The sequence below is a fragment of the Pseudomonas sp. TZ252 genome (genome assembly GCF_056110345.1).
The window spans coordinates 2,326,499-2,344,156 of the sequence record NZ_CM148566.1; the positions used below are offsets into that span (position 1 = coordinate 2,326,499).

The following is a 17,658-nucleotide window of genomic DNA, read 5'->3' on the forward strand; positions in this document are numbered from 1 at the left end:
GGCTTACTCCCGGGAAACGCGTCGCAGGTCCGCCTCGACCATCATCCGGATCAGCTCGTCCAGGCTGGTCCTGGGCTTCCAGCCGAGCACACGCTGGGCCTTGGCCGGATTACCCAGCAGCACGTCGACCTCGGCGGGCCGGAAGAACGCCGGGTCGATCTTGAGGAAGTCGCGGTAGTCCAGGCCCACATGCTCGAAAGCGATCTGGCACATGTCGCGCACGGTGGTAGTGACACCGGTGGCCACCACGTAGTCGTCGGCCTTGTCCTGCTGCAACATCAGCCACATGGCTTCGACGTAGTCCCCGGCAAAGCCCCAGTCGCGCTTGGCGTCGACGTTGCCCAGGCGCAATTCCTGCTGCTTGCCGAGCTTGATGCGGGCCACCGCGTCGGTAACCTTGCGCGTGACGAACTCGATGCCGCGCAGCGGCGATTCGTGGTTGAACAGGATGCCGCTGGAGGCGTGCAGGCCGAAGCTCTCGCGATAGTTGACGGTGATCCAGTGGCCATAGAGCTTGGCCACGCCGTAGGGGCTGCGCGGGTAGAACGGCGTGTTCTCGTCCTGGCGCTCGGCCTGGATCAGGCCGAACATCTCGCTGGTGGAAGCCTGGTAGAAGCGCGTTTCCGGGCTGAACTGGCGGATCGCCTCGAGCAGGTGGGTCACGCCCAGGCCGTCGACGACGCCGGTGGTCACCGGCTGGTTCCAGGAGGCCCCGACGAAGCTCTGTGCCGCCAGGTTGTAGACCTCCTGCGGCTGCGCCTTGATCACCGCGCGCTGCACCGAACAGGCATCGGCCATGTCGCCGTCCTCGTACTGGATATCGCCTTCGATCCCCAGCTCGCGCAGGCGCCAGCGCGTGTCGCTGCTGCGCCGCGCCACCAGGCCGTGGACCCGGTAGCCCTTCTCCAGCAGCAGCTTGGCCAGGTACGCTCCGTCCTGACCGGTGATCCCAGTTACCAGTGCACTTCTTGTCATTCTTCTCGTACCCGTGACTCCCAGTCGGACAGGATCGCCCGCAGGGACTGTTTTATGGTTATTTCAGGCTTCCAGCCCGTGGTGTCGTGCAGTCGCGCATGGCTGCCGCGAACCCGCCGCTGTTCCGCCCGGCGCATCCTGGCAGGGTCCTGAACGATTTCCAGCTCGACCTGGGCGATGTCCGCCAGCAGTTCGATCAGCTCGCGAATCTTCTGCTCCTGCCCGGAACAGACGTTATAGACGGCGCCCGCCTCGCCGTGGGAGAGCAGGCGCAGATAGGCTGACAGCACGTCCTGGACATCGAGGAAATCACGGCTGACGTCGATGTCCCCCACTTCCAGCCGATTGGCCTGCAAGCCTTGCTTCATCCGGGCGATCTGCCGCGCGGCGCTGGCGATCACGAAGCTGTCCTTCTGCCCCGGCCCGATATGGTTGAACGGTCGCGCCACCAGCACCCGCCAGCCTTCGGTGATACCCCACTGCAGGCACAGCGACTCGGCCGCCAGCTTGCTGACCGCATAGGGATTGCGCGGGTGGGGGATGAGTTCCTCGTGGATCGGCAACGCCGCCTCGGCCACCTGGCCGTAGACGTCGCCGGAGCTGATGTACAGGAAGGTACCGGAGAAACCCCGCGCCTTAAGCGCCTGGAGCAGGTTCAGGGTGCCAAGGAGGTTGATCTGCAGGGTCCGCGCAGGATCGCGGAAGGCCTCCGGCACGTAGGTCTGCCCGGCCAGGTGGATGACCGCATCCGGCAGCTCCGGCCAGAGGTCGCCCAGCGAATCCGGCTCCAGCAGGTCGTAACGATGCGGTACGGGAAGGAGCGCCCACGGCGTGTGGGCCGCTGCCAGATAAGCTTGAAGATGCTTGCCTACGAAACCGGAGAGCCCGGTGACGAACAGACGCTGAGTCAAGGAAGCGGGCCTTTTATCTGATGCTACGCTCGGCGACGCTCTTCCTAGGAATACGACGTTCCAGAGGTCATGCCGGATAGCGTGTTGTTCTGATTATCGCGCTCCAATCTGTGCCAAGAATGCGCCGATTTCAACCGCTTATTCGTGACCGGTAGGTTCTCATTCGAACGGCATGACGTTTTCTCCGTCAGCCTTCACGTTTTTGCGAAAGGTATGTTTAGAATGCCTCTCGATTTCGTGCTTGACTGCCTCCTGTTCTGTTGATCGAACAGGTCGCGGTCGCGATAACAGAACAAGAACACGATGGGTCGACCAGTCCGCCGGGAAGGCTTCCGGACAACGAAGCAGCGCCTGGCCTCGCTCATCACCACCAAGCTGTCGAACGGGCAGTTTCATCACGAGATGCCATGAATTTCATCCTTTACTCGGATATCAACGAGCGCTCGATCGGCCACAACCTCGGTCGCCCCGAATACAGCTACTACTTCGTCCTCAAGGCCTACCGGCCAATCCTCGAATCGCTGGGACAGGTCCACCTGGTACAGAGCACGGACGAAGTCGACCCGCTCTACCGGCAACTGCATGAACAGGGCGAAGACTGCCTGTTCCTCTCCTTCACCCCGCCGCACAAGGCGGCGCGGGGCCTGCAATGCCCGATGCTGTGCGTGGTCGCCTGGGAGTTCGAGTCGATTCCCGACGTGGCGTGGGACGGCGATCCGGCGCAGGACTGGAGCCAGGTCCTGGCCGGCCATGGCGCAGCCATCACCCTCTCCGAGCAGACTGCCCGCGCGGTTCGCCGGGTGCTGGGCGAAGACTTTCCGGTACTGGCGCTGCCGACGCCGATCTGGGAGGACTTCGCCGCGATCCGCCAGCAAGGCGAACGGAATCCGGTCAAGTCCGGCGAGACCCTGCAACTCAAGGGCTGCGTCATCGACAGCCGCCTGCTGGGCCTTTCCGCCGACGGCCTCATCGCACCGATCAGGGAAGAGACCGAGGACGAGATTCTCGAGGTCCTCCCAGAGACGCCCGCCGAGCCCGAGCCCGAACCGGTCCCTGAGCCAGAACCAGAGCCGGTTCCTCTCGACTGGAGGCGCCGACTGGTCATCAGCAAGCACTACCTGCTGCTGTGGTACCGGGAAGCCGTCAGCGACCTGGTACCCATACCGGTACGCCGCTGGCTGTTCCGTCACCTGCGCCGGCCGCTGCCGCCCCCACCAACGGCGCTGGAAACGCTGCCGGAGCCATTGCCCCAGGCCATCGAGCCGATGCCGCCCGCCGAGCCCGAGCATCCGCCGGCGCTGCTGCCGGACGTCGACCAGCACCAGCAGGTCGTCGTGGACGGGGTGGTCTACGTCTCGGTGTTCAATCCGCTGGACGGGCGCAAGAACTGGCATCACCTGATCACCGCCTTCTGCTGGGCATTCCGCGACACCAGCGATGCCACGCTGGTGCTGAAGATGACCCAGAGCGACCTGACGACCTACCACGTCGAACTGCTCACCCTGCTTTCCCAACTGTCGCCATTCGCCTGCCGGGTCATCGCCCTGCACGGCTATCTCGATGCCGCGGAGTACGCCCGCCTGTACGGAGCCGCCAGCTACTACGTGAACGCCTCGCGCTGCGAGGGCCTGTGCCTGCCGCTGATGGAATTCATGTCCTGCGGCACCCCGGCGATCGCTCCGGACCATTCGGCGATGGCCGACTACATGGACGCCCAGGTGGGCTTCGTGGTCCGCTCCAGCCAGGAGCCCGCGGCCTGGCCGCAGGATTCGCGCCGGTTGTACAGCACCCGGCGCTACCGGCCGAGCTGGGAGTCCCTGAAGGAGGCCTACCTGGAGAGCTACCGGGTAGCCCGGGAACAGCCGGAGCGCTATCGGCAACTGTCCGCCGCGGCCAACCAACGCATGCGCGGCTACTGCGCCGGCGACGTGGTCCGCCAGCGCCTGGAACCCTTCCTTTCCGCCCGCAAGGCAACCCCTGCGCCCGGCGTCGAACTGGCGGCCACCGCCACAGGCAACGTTCCATGCTGATCATCATCCACTCCGAGACCAACAAGACCACCATCCGGCAGAACCTCGGGCGCCCGGAGTACAGCTATTACTTCGTCCTCAAGGAATTCCGTCCGCTGCTGGAAGAGATCGGCCAGGTGGTCGAAGTCAGCGATCCCGACGAACTGGTGGACCGCCTCTACCACGACTGCCGCAAGCGCGGCGAACCCTGCGTCTTCCTCTCCTTCTCGCCGCCCCATCGCACGCCGATCCACCATGCCTGCCCGACCATCCCGGTGTTCGCCTGGGAGTTCAGCACCCTGCCCAGCGAAACCTGGCACGGCGAACCGCGCCACGACTGGCGACATGTGCTGCGCCACAGCGGACGGGCCATCACCCACTCCAGCTTCACGGTCGACGTGGTGCGCGCCGCCATGGGTCGCGACTACCCGGTACTGAGCGTGCCGGCGCCGGTCTGGGATCGCTTCGCCAACCGCGCCTCGCAGCAGGCGGGCCGTCCCGAAGCCCGGGATGTGCGCCTGCGCCTGGACGGCCTGCTGGTGGACAGCCGCCAGCTGGACCTGGCCGACCATGCCGACCCCGAGCCGTCGGCGGAGGTCCTGGCCCTGCCGGACCGCGCGGCGAAACAGGTCGAGCTGAGCCTCGACGGGGTCATCTACACCTCGGTGTTCAACCCCTACGACGGGCGCAAGAACTGGCAGGACATGATCAGCGCGTTCTGCGCCACCTTCCGCGACGAGCCCGACGCCACCCTGGTGCTGAAACTGACCCACCACAACGTCGGCGAAGCGCTGGCCGACATGCTTCACCACCTGTACAAGAACCAGTCCTACCGCTGCCGCATCGTGCTGATCCACGGCTACCTCGCCGACCCGGACTACGAGCGGCTGGTCGAGGCCACCAGCTACGTGGTGAACACCTCCTACGGCGAAGGCCAATGCCTGCCGCTGATGGAATTCATGTCCAGCGGCAAGCCGGCCGTGGCTCCGCGCAATACCGCGATGATCGACTACATCGACGCCGACAACGCCTTCATCGTCGACTCCTCGGAAGAAGCCACCGCCTGGCCCCACGACCCGCGCGCGGCCTACCGCACGCTGCGCTACATCACCGACTGGGAGTCGCTGTGCCGGGCCTACCGGGCCAGTTTCGAGGTCGCTCGCCAGGAGACGGAGCGCTACGCACGCATGTCCGCGCATGCCAGCGCCAGCCTCGAACGCTTCTGCAGCCGCAAGCTGGCCGTGGAGCGCCTGCGTCGCTTCCTCGACGAAGCGGCACAAGGCGACCCCGCCGCCTTGCAAAGCATCCCGGCATGATCCGCGCCCTGCTCCAACGCTGGCGTTCCCGTCGCGCTGCGGCGAGCGAACCGGTGTCGCCACGCATGTGCGGTCTGCGCGATGCGGTGCTGGATGGCTGGTTCCGCAGCGAAACCGGCGAACTGCTCGCCGGCTTCGCCATCGGCGCCCAGGACACCCTGCTCGATCTCGGCTGCGGCGAAGGCGTCGCCACCCTCTTCGCCGCCCGCCAGGGCGCTTCGGTGATCTTCACCGACAGCGAGGAGGACAAGGTGCGAAGCCTGGCGCAGCAGGTCGAGGCGGTGGCCCGGCGGCCCTTCACCGGCCTGGTCAGCGACAGCGATCCGCTGCCGCTGCGCGACGCCTGCGCCGACAAGCTGGTGTGCATGGAAGTGCTCGAACACGTGGCCAACCCAGCGCGGGTGATGGACGAACTCGTGCGTCTCGGACGCCCTGGCGCGCAGTACCTGCTGAGCGTGCCGGACCCGGTCGGCGAACACCTGCAGCAGGGCATCGCCCCGGCCGACTACTTCCGGGCGCCCAACCACATCCACATCTTTTCCCGCGACGACTTCGCGCGCCTGGTGCAGGACGCCGGGCTGGTCATCGAGCACCGCCAGGCCAGCGGCTTCTTCTGGGTGATGGGCATGATCTTCTTCTGGGCCAGCGAACGGGCCGCCGGCCGTGAGCTCGGCGGCGCCGTCCGCGACCGTATCCAGCCGCCCTACCCGGCGCTGATGGAAGACTGGGCACGGCTCTGGGAAAACCTCCTGGCCCGTCCCGACGGCCTGGAGATCAAGCACCTGCTCGACCACTTCATGCCCAAGAGCCAGGTGATCATCGCGCGCAAGCCGCTCGACCCCGGATCGTCGCGGACATGAGCGGCAAACGCATCCTCGACATCGAACTGTTGCGCGGGCTGGCCGTGCTCGGCGTGGTATTCCACCATCTGCACGGCAACCTGTTCAGCGGCTCCCCGACACTGCTGGACGGCATCAACCAGCGCGTCCAGTTCTGGTGGGGCGTGGACCTGTTCTTCGCCATCTCCGGCTTCGTCATCGCCCGCACCCTCATCCCGCAACTGCGCGAGGCGCCCACACGCCAGGCATTCTGGGAACAGGCGCGGTACTTCTGGATCCGCCGCGCCTTCCGCCTGCTGCCCTCGGCCTGGCTGTGGCTGGCGCTGATCCTGGCCTGTTGCCTGCTGCTGAACCGCTCCGGAGCCTTCGGCAGCCTGTCGGCCAACCTCGCGGCGAGCCTCGCCGGTTTCCTCCAGGTCGCCAACTTCCGCTTCGCCGACAGTTTCTACCGCTACGAATACGGTGCCAGCTTCGTCTACTGGAGCCTTTCCCTGGAGGAACAGTTCTACCTCCTGCTGCCGCTGCTGATCCTCTGCCTGCGTCGCTACCTGGGCTGGGCCCTCCTGGCGCTGGTGCTGGTCCAGTTCTTCAGCCTGCGCACGCCGCTGCTGATGGTATTGCGCACCGACGCCCTGGCCATCGGCGTACTGCTCGCCCTCGCCTCCCTGCAGCCTGGCTATGCCCGCTGGAACCCCACCCTGCTGGGCCGCGCCTGGAGCGGGCCGTTGCTGCTGGTCGCCGTGGCCGCGGCCCTGGGCGTGCTGGCCAGCGAAGCGTACAGCCTGGTCGCCGTGCGGATCGGCGCCATCGCGCTATTGTGCGGACTGCTGGTGTGGATAGCCTCCTACGACCGCGACTACCTGCTCTCCAACGGGCCGCTGAAGCGCTTGCTGGTCTGGGTCGGCGCGCGCTCCTATGCGATCTACCTGATCCACATCCCGGCGTTCTATCTCAGCCGCGAACTCTGCTTCCGCCTGGGCTGGGACGCCGGCGAGCGGCCCCTGTCGCTGCTCGGCACCAGCCTGGTCCTGATCGTCGTACTCAGCGAGCTCAACTACCGCTTCGTCGAGAGCCCCTGCCGCGACCTGGGCTCCCGCCTGGTCAAGCGCCTGAGCGCCGCCCGCCGCGTCGCCACCACTTCCGGAGCCACCTCATGCTGAACTTCCTCAAGAAGATCGTCTCGCCGCCCAGCCCCACCACCGAGCCCGTCGCCGCGCCACCCACCCCCGCGCCGGTCGACCCGTACATGCTCGGGTTGCGCGACGCGGTGCTCAGCGGCTGGTTCAACCAGGAGACCGACGAGCTGTTCAGCGGCTTTCCGATTTCCGCCGAGGACACCGTGCTCGACGTGGGGTGCGGCGACGGCGGCAACGTTCATTTCTGCGCCATGCGCGGCGCTCGCATCATCATCGCCGACATCGACGCGGAAAAGATCGCCAGGACCCGCGAGCGCCTGGCCGATACCCCGGCCCGCGAACTGGAATGCCTGGTCAGCGACTGCGACCCGTTGCCCCTGGCTGACGCCACGGCCACCCGGGTGGTCTCCACCGAGGTCATCGAGCACGTCGACGATCCGCGGCAGTTCCTCGCCGAGCTGGTGCGGGTCGGCCAGCCCGGCGCACTCTATCTGCTCAGCGTGCCGCATCCCACGTCGGAAGACCTGCAGAAAGACTTCGCCGCCGACGAATACTTCCGCAAGCCCAACCACATCCGCGTGCTCGGCGAGGAGCAGTTCGCCGCACTGGTGCGCGAAGCCGGGCTGGAAATCCTCAGCCACAGCCGCTACGGCTTCTACTGGTCGCTGTGGATGCTGCTGTTCTGGGAGGCCAAGGTCGATTTCGGCAATCCCGACCATCCCCTCCTCGAACACTGGGCCAGGACCTGGCAGACGCTGCTCGACTCGCCGCGCGGCCCGGCCATCAAGCAGGCCCTGGACGCCGTGGTCGCCAAGAGCCAGGTGATCATCGCGCGCAAGCCCGCTCAGGCGTAGAACCACCGGAACAGTTCCGCTACAGCCGGGCGGAACAGTTGCCGGGGCCACCGAACTGTTCCGTCCAACTCCCGCGTGGTTGCCCCTGAGCAAGCCAGCGGTCCCGGCGCATCATGAGGTTCCACACCCCGCCCCCATCCCCGGGATGGGAAGGAACGCACGATGAGGACATCCCCGCACCCGCACGCCGGGAGTTCCAGCGGTCTCCCGGCCGCCCATCCACATCTCGCCGCCCTGTTGGAAAAATTGAATTCCTGGCGACAAAACGCTCGATCGCGCAAGCATCTTGCGCAAATGTCCGAACACGACCTCGCCGACCTGGCGATCAGCCCGAGCGAACGCTACGTAGAGATTTCGAAACCTTTCTGGCGCTGAGCCGCTGGTGACGTGGCGCACAGTTGGTTAGTCTCAGCGTTGACACGGCCGCGCGGATGCGGCCGTCTACGCTGACTTCGTTCGGAGCAACTCACATGAAACGTCTGCGCCTGATCGGTGCCGCTGCCCTGCTCGCCTGCGCCTCCAGCGCGTTCGCCAGCAGCTTCGTGGTCACCACGGATACCCTGGTCCGCGCCACCGGCATGACCTCCAATGCCACTTCGGACATCACCAATTCCTTCCGCGACGACAAGATCGTCCTCGAAGCGCGCGACGACGCCGCCAGCTTCGTCGCCAGCCAGGGCGACATCCGCGGTTCGCACCTGGAAGCCGCACTGCGCCACATCCGTGGCAAGCTGCCGAGCCTGGCCGCCAACGACATGCAACTGGCCCAGGCGATCCTGACCATCTGAGTCGCCCGCCCCGCCGCCGCAGCCGCCCGGCTGCGGCGATGACCTGGCCGACCGGCCACACTGGCTCCGCGCCGCACATTCCGTTAGCCTTGGCGGCTGTTCCAGTCCTATTCCGCCCAACCCCATGCGTTACCGGTTCTCGTTGCTCTTCTGTTGCCTGCTGGCGCCCGCTGCGCACGCCTTCGATACCACGACGGCGTTCACCGCGAAGTCCCTTTACGTCACCAGCAAGCTGACCAGCACGCCGTTCGAGAACAAATTGTTACGCGATGCCCGGGGCGATGCGGCCAGCTTCGTCGCCAGCGATGGCAGCATCCGTGGTGCGCGCCTGGAAGCGGCGCTGCGCTGGTTGCGTGTCGCGCACCCCGAGCTGGCGGCCAGCGATCAGGAACTGGCCGAAGCAATTCTTGCCCAATAGGCGATCACCACCGTTCCGGAGAACCTCCATGCGCCGTAGCTCCATGCGTCATAGCCCCCTGTTCGCCGCCCTGCTGCTGGCGCTCTGCGCCACGGCCGCGGAAGCACGCTCGGTGGTCGCGACCAGCAATATCATCGTCCGCGCCCTCGACCGCAGCATCGACTTCACTTCCGACACCACCACTTCCGTGCGCGACATGAAAGTGGTCACCGAGGCGCGCGACGACGCCGCCAGTTTCGTCGCCAGCGACGGCGCCATTCGCGGCGCCCAGCTGGAAGCCGCGATGCGGACCCTGCGCAGCCGTCTGCCGGAAGCCCGGGAAGCCTCCGACCAGGTACTTGCCGAAGCCATTCTCGCCCTGTGAGGAAGGCCTGCGCCTGGCTGCTGGCGCTGGCCCTCTGCGGAGCCGGCAACGCGACGGCGGCCCTGCGCCTGAAACTCGACGCGCCTGAACTGGACCCTGCGCAGCGCGAGGCCAGCCAGCAACTCTTGGACGAAGCCGCGGACAAGTTGCCGCCGGCCTTCCGCGAACGCCTGGACCGCGAGATCGAGGTCGAGTGGCGCGACGACCTGCCCGCCAACGGCATGGGCCAGGCCCGTGGCCCGCAGCGCATCGCGCTGAACCGCAAGTACCTGGCCGATCTCACCGACGGCAGCGCCGCCAGCCGCCAGACCGGGCGCGTGCACGGCACCGAGCGGCGCGAGCTGCTGGCGACCCTGCTGCACGAGCTGACCCACGTCTACGATCGCGCGCGCCTGTGGTCGGCGGAGGAAAAACGCGAGATCCGCCGCTGCACGCGCCAGGAAGAAACCCTCGGCCGGATCGCCCAGCCCACCGATTGCCGCGGGCAGAGCGGTCGCCGCTTCACGCTCTCCGACGACCCGCGCCTGCTCGATCTCGCCGGCTGGCCGCAGCGCGCCGGCCAGCGCGGGCGGCGCGAGGCGCACAATGGCTTCGTACTGCGCAGCCCGGACGTCTACGAGCTGAGCAATCCGCGCGAGTTCGTCGCGGTGAACATGGAGTACTTCCTCCTCGATCCCAGCTACGCCTGCCGCCGCCCGGCGCTCTACCGCTACTACCAGCAACGCTTCGGCTGGGCGCCGGAACACAGTGCCTGTGCGCAGAGCTTCGCCTACCTCAACGCCGGCCGCGACTTCGGCCAGCAGCCGCTGGGCCAGCTCGACCCCGAGCGGGTCTACGAGGTCGACTACCTGCTGGCCGAGGCCAACGACAACCTGGTCAGCCGCTGGGGCCACACCATGCTCCGCCTGGTGATCTGCGCCCCCGGCCGGCCGCGTGGGCCGGACTGCCGGCTGGACCTCGACCAGCATCTGGTGCTCTCCTACCGCGCCTTCGTCGGCGACCTGCAATTGTCCAGCTGGGACGGCCTGACCGGCGCCTATCCGTCGCGCCTGTTCGTCCTGCCGCTGTCGCAGGTGATCGAGGAATACACCAAGGTCGAGCTGCGCAGCCTCGCCTCGGTGCCGCTGAAGCTGGACCGCGAGGAGGTCGCCAGCCTGGTCGAGCGCGCCGCGCAGAGTCACTGGAGCTACGACGGCCAGTACTACTTCATCTCCAACAATTGCGCGGTGGAAACCCTCAAGCTGCTGCGCAGCGGCATCCCCCGGCGACCGCTGCAAAGCCTGGACAGCATCACCCCCTACGGCGTGCTCGAGATGCTGGAGAACCGCAAGCTAGCCGATCCCAGTGTGCTCGACGACCCCAAGGAAGCCCTGCGCCTGGGCTACCGCTTCGACTCCTTCCGCGACCGCTACCAGGCGATGTTCGACGTGCTCAAGCAGCGCCTGCACATTCCCCAGGACAAGGTCGAGGACTGGCTGGCGCTGCCGGCCAGGGAGCGCCAGCCCTGGTTCGCCAAGGCCGACCTACGCGCCAGCGCGGCGCTGCTGCTGCTCGAGCAGGCCTCGCTGCGGCGCCAGCTGCTGCTCGCCCAGGACGAGTTGAAGCGCCTGTACCTCGGCCATCTGGACAAGCCGGCCGGCGACCAGCGCCTGGAAGTGGCCGGCAAGACCTTCCAGCAGATCCTCGACGACAGCGGCTTCCTCAGTCGTCCGGCGGAACTCCTGGAGGGCGGCTACGGCCTGCCGCAGGCCGCCGAGTGGAAGCACCTGGAAGAGCAGACCCGCGAACGCCAGGCGCGCCTGCGCCGGCTCAGCGACGACCTCGACCGCGAGGTCCGCGCCCTGCTCGATCCCGAGCGCCGCGCCGAGCTGGAAGCCAACGAGGCCAACATCAAGGAGGTCGGCGCGCACCTGCGCGAGCTGCACAAGGCGGCCGGCGGGCTGATGCTGCCCTGAGGGAGGCGCCTGCAGGACGCATGGTCCCGAGCGCTCTTTCAGCGCCTCGCAGACGGCGGATAACGCTCTGCGTTATTCGCCCTACAGGTGCCACCTCCGGTCTTCGCTCACGGGTCGTCCGCTCCGGCGATGAACTCCTCGTCCTCTTCGGGCAACTGCGGGTCGAGGTGTAGCCATGGCAGGCGGCTGCCGACCCAGATGTGCCGGTTGGCGGGGGCGCGCTCGGGATGGTCGAGGCTGGCCACGGTGAAGTCCAGGGTATCGGCGCTGAGCCGGGTGAACAACGCCAGGTTGGCCCCGCAACGCGGGCAGAAGTAGCGCGTGCAGCTGGCCGACGAGGCATATTCCGCCGGTTCGCCCGCCAGCCAGCGGAACGCCGCGCGCGGCACCGTGGCCCAGGTGGTGACGATGCCGCCTGTGGTGCGCCGGCAGATCGAGCAGTGGCAGTGAGCGACATCGTCCAGCGGCGCGGCGACGGCGTAGCGCAGATAGCCGCAATGGCAACCGCCGGTATGGGTCTCGGGCATGGCGAATCCTCCTCGCGGGAGTGCCAGCATAAGCCGGACTTGCCCTGTGCCGCAGCCACCTCGCAAGATGAGCGGATTCCACTATCCGGGGGTGCCCGTGACCGCTCTGCTCTACTCCCTCTGGCCGCTGTTCGCCCTCATCGTCGGCGGTTACGCCCTGCGCCGCTGGGACTTTCCCGGCGAAGCCTTCTGGCCTGCCGCAGAACGCCTGAACTACTTCATCCTGTTTCCCGCGCTGCTGTTCAGCAACCTGGCGACCGCGCCGCTGGACGACCCCGGCCTGGCCCGCCAGGCCCTGGCCGTACTGCTCGGGCTCGGCGTCGCCTGGCTCGCCCTGCTGCTCTGCAAGCGCTGGCGCGGCTGGGACGCCGGGCGCTTCGGCGCCATCGCCCAGGGCGTATTGCGCTTCAACACCTATCTCGGCCTGGCCGCGGTCGGCAGCCTGTACGGCAAGCCGGGCCTGACCCTGGCCGCGCTGATGCTGGCGCTGATGGTGCCGACGGTGAACGTGATGTCGGTCTGGGCGCTGACCGCCGAGCGCGGCATCAGCCTGCGCGCGCTGCTGCTGCCGATCCTGAAGAACCCGCTGATCCTCGCCTGCCTCGCCGGCGCACTGGTCAACCTGGCCGGCGTCGGCCTGCCCGGCGGCAGCGATCGCCTGCTCAACCTGCTGGCGGTGGCCAGCCTGCCGCTGGGCCTGCTGTGCGTCGGCGCGGCGCTGAAACCCCAGGAACTCGGCGGCGAAGTCGCGGCCCTTGGCTGGAACTGCGCGGCGCGGCTGCTGGCGATGCCCCTGCTGGCCTTCGCCATCGCTCGCGGGCTGGGCCTGCCGAGCATGGAAAGCGCCGTGCTGGTACTGTTCTTCGCCCTGCCGACGGCGCCCACCGCCTATGTGCTGACCCGCCAACTGGGCGGCGACGGCCACCTGATGGCGGGCATCATTACCTTGCAAACGCTGCTTTCCGGCGCCACTCTGGTCGGCGTACTCCTCGTGCTGCAAGGAAGCCCATGACGACAGGACGCGTCGCCGCCGCCCTCACGGCGCTCTGCCTGCTCTGCCAACCGGCCTTCGGTTTCATCAAGGTGTTTCCCGAATTCGACGACGAACCCGGCGCCGCCACCTTCTTCTGGGCGGCCGTCACCACCGTCGGCCCGTTCATCGGCAGCACCGTCAGCGCACAGGAGTCCAGCGCTGACGAGGGCGACAAGCTCGTCCAGGCGCGGGACGACGCCGCCAGCTTCGTCGCCAGCGACGGTGCGATCCGTGGCGCGTACCTCCAGGCAGCCTTGCAGGTCCTGCGCCAGGCCCCGGAATACGCCGGGTACAGCGACCTGCAACTGGCCGCGGCGCTCCTCGCGCGGCAGCCCTGATCGACCATATATCCGAAATTACCCGCACGTTTCCCGCCGTTATCCAGCGAAAGCTGCCTGAAAGCTTCCCGCCGTAGCATCCGCCCACCACCGGCAGAAGACCGGACACGACGGCGCGCCCACGAGACGCCCGCTTACCCGTACAAAAACAACAATGGTGATTGCCATGCCCCGTTCCGCACACGCCTACAGCCGCACTCCGTCCGCGCGACGCCACCCGCCCGCCGCCTGCTGACCGCACGCCGCACGCCCGTCCGCCGTCTTCCCCGGAGTGAACCCATGCTGACCCTGCTCGCCTTCGCCATGGTGGCGACCTTCATGTTCCTGATCATGACCAAGCGCCTGTCCGCGCTGATCGCGCTGATCCTGGTCCCGATCGCCTTCGCCCTGATCGGCGGTTTCGCCGCCGGCCTCGGCCCGATGATGCTCGACGGCATCCGCACCCTGGCGCCGACCGGCGTGATGCTGATGTTCGCGATCCTCTACTTCGCCATCATGATCGACTCCGGGCTGTTCGACCCGGCGGTGCGCAAGATCCTCCGGCTGGTCAAGGGCGACCCGCTGAAGGTCTCGCTGGGCACCGCGGCGCTGGCGATGATCGTCTCCCTCGACGGCGACGGCTCGACCACCTACATGATCTGCGTGGCCGCCGTACTGCCGTTGTACAGCCGCCTGGGCATGAGCCCGCTGGTGATGGCCTGCCTGATCATGCTCTCCAGCGGCGTGCTCAACATGACCCCCTGGGGTGGCCCCACCGCCCGCGCGGCGAGTGCCCTGCACGTCGACCCGGCGGATATCTTCGTGCCGATGATCCCGGCGATGATCGCCGGGCTGCTGGCGATCTTCGCCATCGCCTGGATCTACGGCAAGCGCGAGCGCGCCCGTCTCGGCGAGCTGCACCTGCCCACCGACCATGAGGACCTGGCGGAGATCAGCGTGTCGCAGTATCCGGAGGCGCGCCGGCCCAAGCTGCTGTGGTTCAACGCTATTCTCACCGTGGTCCTGATGGCGACCCTGATCGCCGGCCTGCTGCCGATGCCGGTGCTGTTCATGATCGCCTTCGGCATCGCCATGATCGTCAACTACCCGTGCATCCAGGAGCAGAAGAAGCGCATCGGCGCACACGCCGAGAACATTCTCGCAGTGGTCTCGCTGATCTTCGCCGCCGGGGTGTTCACCGGCATCCTCTCCGGCACCGGGATGGTCGACGCCATGTCCAAGAGCCTGCTGGCGGTGATCCCGCCGGCGCTGGGCCCATACCTGGCGACCATCACCGCGCTGGTGAGCATGCCGTTCACCTTCTTCATGTCCAACGACGCCTTCTACTACGGCGTCCTGCCGATCCTCACCCAGGCCGCCGCCGAATACGGCATCACCCCGGTGGAAATGGCCCGCGCCTCGATCGTCGGCCAGCCGGTGCACCTGCTCAGCCCGCTGGTGCCCTCCACCTACCTGCTGGTGGGGCTGGCCAAGATCGACTTCGGCGACCACCAGCGCTTCACCCTGAAATGGGCCGTGCTGGTGTGCCTGGCAATCCTCGCCATGGCCCTGCTGCTGGGCCTGTTCCCCCTGTTCAGTAACTGACCGAGACGAGTGACCGCTTCATGGAATGGCTGACCAGCCCGGAAATCTGGATTGCGTTCTTCACCCTGACCGCCCTGGAGATCGTCCTCGGCATCGACAACATCATCATGATCTCGATCCTGGTCGGGCGCATGCCGAAGCACCTGCAGCCACGCACCCGCTTCTTCGGCCTGGCCCTGGCGATGGTGACGCGGATCCTGCTGTTGCTGTCGATCACCTGGGTCATGCGCCTGACCGCCGACCTCTTCCACCTGTTCGGCCAGGGCATCTCCGGACGCGACCTGATCCTGTTCTTCGGCGGCCTGTTCCTGCTCTGGAAAAGCAGCTCGGAGATCTACCAGGGCCTGGAAGGCGAGGAAGAAAGCGGCGATGAACCGAAGGGGTCGGCGGGCGGCTTCATCGGCACCATCATCCAGATCGCGATCATCGACATCGTCTTTTCCCTGGACTCGGTGATCACCGCCGTCGGCATGGTCTCCCACGTGCCGGTGATGGTCGCGGCGATCATCGTCGCGGTACTGGTGATGATGCTCTGCGCCGGCGCCATCAGCGACTTCATCGACAAGCACCCGTCGCTGAAGATGCTCGCCCTGTCGTTCCTCATCGTGGTCGGCACGGTGCTGATCGCCGAAGCCTTCGAAGTCCATGTGCCGAAGGGCTACGTCTACTTCGCCATGGCCTTCTCCCTGGCCGTGGAGGCGCTGAACATCCGCATGCGCGGCGCTGCCGCGCGCAAGCGGGGCGAAGAGCCAGTGAAGCTGCGCAAGGAAGTGCTCGGCGACTGAGCCGCTCAGGCCGGCTCGAAACGCTCGCCGCGGAATACCCGGCGAGCCGCGCCGCGACTGATCCGACCGTGGGCCCGGCGGCGCTCCGCGCGCAGCGCGTCGGCCGCGCTGCTCGCCTGGTCCGCGAGGCGCCGGGCGATCAGCAGGATCGCCAGGCGTTTGTTGGCGTGCTGGCTACGCTGGCTCTGCACCCTGACGCTGATGCCGCTGGCCAGGTGGGTGGCGCGCACCGCCGAGTCGGTGGTGTTGACATGCTGGCCGCCGGGGCCGGAAGAGCGCAGGGTCTCGAAACGGATCTCGCCCTCCAGACTGGCCGGCGGCGCGGCGAAGCGCTCCGCGCCGATGAACCAGTTCTTGCGCGCATGCCTTGCCCGGTAGGGGCTGGGGCAGATCCACTGGATACCGCCGCACCAGCGCTCGGCGAGCGCTTCGGCGGCAGTGCCGCGCAGCCCCAGGAGCAGCGAACGCCAGGTGCGCGGACGCTCGCCGGCCACCTCCTCGATTACCTCGACCTCGACGCCGGCTTGCGCCGCCTCGAGGCACAGCCGCTCGAACGCCTTCGCCACCGCCAGGCAGCATTCCGCCGGCCCCTGGGCCGCGGAGAGTTGCAGCAGGATCATCGGCAGCACTCCCCACGGGTCTTGTAGGTCAGCACCGGCTTCAGGCGGGCGACCAGGCGCAGCAGGCCGGCTTCGAGCAGCGCGCCGACCACCGAGTCGATACCCTTGTAGGCTTCCGGCGCTTCCTCGTAGATCAGTTGGCGGTCGCCACAGATCACCCTGCTGCCAAGGCGCGTACGGCCCAACTGGTCGACGCTGAAGCGCGCCGCCAGACGCTCCCGACACTCGCCGCGCTGCCATTTGCGACCGGCGCCGTGGGCCAGGGAGAACAGGCTCTGCGCGCTCGGCACAGGCTCCACCAGGTAGCTGTAGTCGCCGCGCGAGCCGGGGATCACCAGCACGCCCTGGTCGGCCGGGGTGGCGCCCTTGCGGTGCAGCCAGCCGTCGACGCCATCGACCTGTGCCGGCGCCACCAGGTTGTGGTTGATGTCGAGCAGTTCCAGGCCGTCGCAGCGCAAGCGTTCGAGAATGCGCCGGGCGATGAGCTGGCGGTTACCCTCGGCGAAGCGCAGCGCATCGGCGTGGCGCGCCAGGTAGGCGGAAGCTTCCAGGCTGCCGTCGAGCAGGCCGGCGTGGCCATGCAGGCTGACCTGCTCTTGCAGGATCGCCTGGCCGAGACCGCGCGAGCCACTGTGCACCAGCAGTTGCAGGCGGCCGGCATCGAGGCCGAGGGCGTGCAGGGCGGCCTGGTCGAACACGGTCTCGACCTGCTGTAGCTCGGCGAAGTGGTTGCCGCCACCGATCGTGCCGAGCGCGCGCCAGTGCTCGCGGGCCGGTAGATCCAGGGCTTCGATGCAGTCGCTCCAGGTCTCGTCCAGCGGCAGGTCGAGATTGCCCAGGCGCTTTTCCAGTTTGTCCGCCGACAGCTTGCCGGGGGCCAGGCCGGTTTCCCACAGGGCCATGCCACAGCCGATGTCGTTGCCGACCAGCGCCGGATAGAAGCGACCGACGGAGAAGAACGCCGCGCCGACCGGATAGCCGCGGCCGGGATGCAGGTCCGGGAGACCGACGACGCGGCACATGCCGTCCAGCTCGGCGGTGGTTTGCAGTTGCTGGATCGCCTTGCCTTCGATCCAGGTGCTGTCCGAGGCGATCAGTGCGACGCCCGCGGACAAAGGCTTGATGTAGTTGCCCATAATCCAATCCATGTGATTGAAACGGTAGATCCGGGGGGCAGACCGAAGCCGAGCGGGCACTCGCGGAAGG

Annotated in this window: 19 protein-coding genes; 14 read left to right on the plus strand and 5 right to left on the minus strand. The window is 67.4% G+C overall.

The window, feature by feature from the left end:
- Positions 1-3 precede the first annotated feature (3 nt).
- Both gmd and rmd read right to left on the minus strand, forming a co-directional pair.
- Positions 4-975 (minus strand): GDP-mannose 4,6-dehydratase, encoded by a 972-nt coding sequence (gene gmd / locus ACYAF3_RS10685; RefSeq protein WP_003096890.1) that lies wholly within the window; start codon positions 973-975, stop codon positions 4-6.
- Positions 972-1,886, minus strand: coding sequence for a GDP-6-deoxy-D-mannose reductase (gene rmd, locus ACYAF3_RS10690; protein WP_003114107.1), 915 nt, complete (start codon positions 1,884-1,886; stop codon positions 972-974). Before rmd ends, gmd begins: the two co-directional genes overlap by 4 nt.
- Positions 1,887-2,293: 407 nt before the next feature.
- On the opposite strand from rmd, the gene ACYAF3_RS10695 reads away from it, so the two are divergent.
- The 10 genes from ACYAF3_RS10695 to ACYAF3_RS10740 all read left to right on the plus strand — a co-directional run bounded on the left by ACYAF3_RS10695 (position 2,294) and on the right by ACYAF3_RS10740 (position 11,565).
- Entirely contained in the window at positions 2,294-3,916 is a 1,623-nt protein-coding gene (locus tag ACYAF3_RS10695; protein WP_105579236.1) for a glycosyltransferase, read from the plus strand.
- The gene (locus ACYAF3_RS10700; RefSeq protein ID WP_105579235.1) at positions 3,910-5,211 is read left to right on the plus strand and encodes a glycosyltransferase; all 1,302 of its coding nucleotides are present in this window, start codon (positions 3,910-3,912) and stop codon (positions 5,209-5,211) included. The genes ACYAF3_RS10695 and ACYAF3_RS10700 overlap by 7 nt, the downstream gene beginning before the upstream one ends.
- Positions 5,208-6,071, plus strand: a complete 864-nt coding sequence (locus ACYAF3_RS10705; protein ID WP_105579234.1) for a class I SAM-dependent methyltransferase — start codon at positions 5,208-5,210, stop codon at positions 6,069-6,071. Before ACYAF3_RS10700 ends, ACYAF3_RS10705 begins: the two co-directional genes overlap by 4 nt.
- Positions 6,068-7,210: an acyltransferase family protein gene (locus tag ACYAF3_RS10710; RefSeq protein WP_015649866.1), complete on the plus strand. Its 1,143-nt coding sequence runs from the start codon at positions 6,068-6,070 to the stop codon at positions 7,208-7,210. The genes ACYAF3_RS10705 and ACYAF3_RS10710 overlap by 4 nt, the downstream gene beginning before the upstream one ends.
- Entirely contained in the window at positions 7,204-8,040 is an 837-nt protein-coding gene (locus ACYAF3_RS10715) for a class I SAM-dependent methyltransferase (protein WP_058157888.1), read from the plus strand. The genes ACYAF3_RS10710 and ACYAF3_RS10715 overlap by 7 nt, the downstream gene beginning before the upstream one ends.
- 162 nt (positions 8,041-8,202) lie before the next feature.
- The gene (locus tag ACYAF3_RS10720; RefSeq protein WP_003096905.1) at positions 8,203-8,415 is read left to right on the plus strand and encodes a DUF1127 domain-containing protein; all 213 of its coding nucleotides are present in this window, start codon (positions 8,203-8,205) and stop codon (positions 8,413-8,415) included.
- Between the two features lie 95 nt (positions 8,416-8,510).
- Complete coding sequence (locus ACYAF3_RS10725; RefSeq protein WP_003096907.1) at positions 8,511-8,828, plus strand: DUF2388 domain-containing protein; 318 nt, start codon at positions 8,511-8,513, stop codon at positions 8,826-8,828.
- A gap of 124 nt (positions 8,829-8,952) precedes the next feature.
- Positions 8,953-9,246: a DUF2388 domain-containing protein gene (locus ACYAF3_RS10730; protein ID WP_003096909.1), complete on the plus strand. Its 294-nt coding sequence runs from the start codon at positions 8,953-8,955 to the stop codon at positions 9,244-9,246.
- A gap of 43 nt (positions 9,247-9,289) precedes the next feature.
- Positions 9,290-9,610 (plus strand): DUF2388 domain-containing protein, encoded by a 321-nt coding sequence (locus ACYAF3_RS10735; RefSeq protein ID WP_003114112.1) that lies wholly within the window; start codon positions 9,290-9,292, stop codon positions 9,608-9,610.
- Entirely contained in the window at positions 9,607-11,565 is a 1,959-nt protein-coding gene (locus tag ACYAF3_RS10740; RefSeq protein WP_003102547.1) for a DUF7844 domain-containing protein, read from the plus strand. The genes ACYAF3_RS10735 and ACYAF3_RS10740 overlap by 4 nt, the downstream gene beginning before the upstream one ends.
- A 107-nt stretch (positions 11,566-11,672) precedes the next feature.
- Here ACYAF3_RS10740 and ACYAF3_RS10745 read toward each other — a convergent pair whose 3' ends face one another.
- Positions 11,673-12,092 (minus strand): GFA family protein, encoded by a 420-nt coding sequence (locus ACYAF3_RS10745; protein ID WP_003102545.1) that lies wholly within the window; start codon positions 12,090-12,092, stop codon positions 11,673-11,675.
- 67 nt (positions 12,093-12,159) lie between these two features.
- Here ACYAF3_RS10745 and ACYAF3_RS10750 point away from each other — a divergent pair, with 67 nt between their 5' ends.
- From ACYAF3_RS10750 to ACYAF3_RS10765, 4 genes are all read left to right on the plus strand, one after another.
- Complete coding sequence (locus tag ACYAF3_RS10750; protein ID WP_003096914.1) at positions 12,160-13,104, plus strand: AEC family transporter; 945 nt, start codon at positions 12,160-12,162, stop codon at positions 13,102-13,104.
- Positions 13,101-13,463 (plus strand): DUF2388 domain-containing protein, encoded by a 363-nt coding sequence (locus ACYAF3_RS10755; RefSeq protein WP_003102543.1) that lies wholly within the window; start codon positions 13,101-13,103, stop codon positions 13,461-13,463. The genes ACYAF3_RS10750 and ACYAF3_RS10755 overlap by 4 nt, the downstream gene beginning before the upstream one ends.
- 279 nt (positions 13,464-13,742) lie before the next feature.
- Positions 13,743-15,047 carry a CitMHS family transporter gene (locus ACYAF3_RS10760; RefSeq protein ID WP_003096918.1) on the plus strand — a complete coding sequence of 435 codons (1,305 nt, stop codon included), beginning with the start codon at positions 13,743-13,745 and terminating at the stop codon, positions 15,045-15,047.
- Positions 15,048-15,067: 20 nt separating this feature from the next.
- Positions 15,068-15,832: a TerC family protein gene (locus ACYAF3_RS10765; protein WP_003096920.1), complete on the plus strand. Its 765-nt coding sequence runs from the start codon at positions 15,068-15,070 to the stop codon at positions 15,830-15,832.
- Between the two features lie 5 nt (positions 15,833-15,837).
- Here ACYAF3_RS10765 and prfH read toward each other — a convergent pair whose 3' ends face one another.
- Together prfH and ACYAF3_RS10775 are read right to left on the minus strand one after the other, a co-directional pair.
- Positions 15,838-16,452 carry a peptide chain release factor H gene (gene prfH / locus ACYAF3_RS10770; RefSeq protein WP_003114116.1) on the minus strand — a complete coding sequence of 205 codons (615 nt, stop codon included), beginning with the start codon at positions 16,450-16,452 and terminating at the stop codon, positions 15,838-15,840.
- The gene (locus ACYAF3_RS10775; RefSeq protein WP_003121369.1) at positions 16,449-17,588 is read right to left on the minus strand and encodes an RNA ligase RtcB family protein; all 1,140 of its coding nucleotides are present in this window, start codon (positions 17,586-17,588) and stop codon (positions 16,449-16,451) included. The genes prfH and ACYAF3_RS10775 overlap by 4 nt, the downstream gene beginning before the upstream one ends.
- Positions 17,589-17,658 lie beyond the last annotated feature (70 nt).

Bases quoted from the DNA above. Each gene is read 5' to 3' on its own strand.
- ACYAF3_RS10775 (WP_003121369.1), bottom strand. From the start codon at position 17,588: ATGGGCAACTACATCAAGCCTTTGTCCGCGGGCGTCGCACTGATCGCC.
- ACYAF3_RS10735 (WP_003114112.1), top strand. From the start codon at position 9,290: ATGCGTCATAGCCCCCTGTTCGCCGCCCTGCTGCTGGCGCTCTGCGCC.
- ACYAF3_RS10750 (WP_003096914.1), top strand. From the start codon at position 12,160: ATGAGCGGATTCCACTATCCGGGGGTGCCCGTGACCGCTCTGCTCTAC.
- ACYAF3_RS10700 (WP_105579235.1), top strand. From the start codon at position 3,910: ATGCTGATCATCATCCACTCCGAGACCAACAAGACCACCATCCGGCAG.
- ACYAF3_RS10705 (WP_105579234.1), top strand. From the start codon at position 5,208: ATGATCCGCGCCCTGCTCCAACGCTGGCGTTCCCGTCGCGCTGCGGCG.
- ACYAF3_RS10730 (WP_003096909.1), top strand. From the start codon at position 8,953: ATGCGTTACCGGTTCTCGTTGCTCTTCTGTTGCCTGCTGGCGCCCGCT.
- ACYAF3_RS10710 (WP_015649866.1), top strand. From the start codon at position 6,068: ATGAGCGGCAAACGCATCCTCGACATCGAACTGTTGCGCGGGCTGGCC.
- ACYAF3_RS10765 (WP_003096920.1), top strand. From the start codon at position 15,068: ATGGAATGGCTGACCAGCCCGGAAATCTGGATTGCGTTCTTCACCCTG.
- ACYAF3_RS10715 (WP_058157888.1), top strand. From the start codon at position 7,204: ATGCTGAACTTCCTCAAGAAGATCGTCTCGCCGCCCAGCCCCACCACC.
- ACYAF3_RS10745 (WP_003102545.1), bottom strand. From the start codon at position 12,092: ATGCCCGAGACCCATACCGGCGGTTGCCATTGCGGCTATCTGCGCTAC.
- ACYAF3_RS10760 (WP_003096918.1), top strand. From the start codon at position 13,743: ATGCTGACCCTGCTCGCCTTCGCCATGGTGGCGACCTTCATGTTCCTG.
- ACYAF3_RS10725 (WP_003096907.1), top strand. From the start codon at position 8,511: ATGAAACGTCTGCGCCTGATCGGTGCCGCTGCCCTGCTCGCCTGCGCC.
- ACYAF3_RS10695 (WP_105579236.1), top strand. From the start codon at position 2,294: ATGAATTTCATCCTTTACTCGGATATCAACGAGCGCTCGATCGGCCAC.
- ACYAF3_RS10720 (WP_003096905.1), top strand. From the start codon at position 8,203: ATGAGGACATCCCCGCACCCGCACGCCGGGAGTTCCAGCGGTCTCCCG.
- ACYAF3_RS10755 (WP_003102543.1), top strand. From the start codon at position 13,101: ATGACGACAGGACGCGTCGCCGCCGCCCTCACGGCGCTCTGCCTGCTC.
- prfH (WP_003114116.1), bottom strand. From the start codon at position 16,452: ATGATCCTGCTGCAACTCTCCGCGGCCCAGGGGCCGGCGGAATGCTGC.
- gmd (WP_003096890.1), bottom strand. From the start codon at position 975: ATGACAAGAAGTGCACTGGTAACTGGGATCACCGGTCAGGACGGAGCG.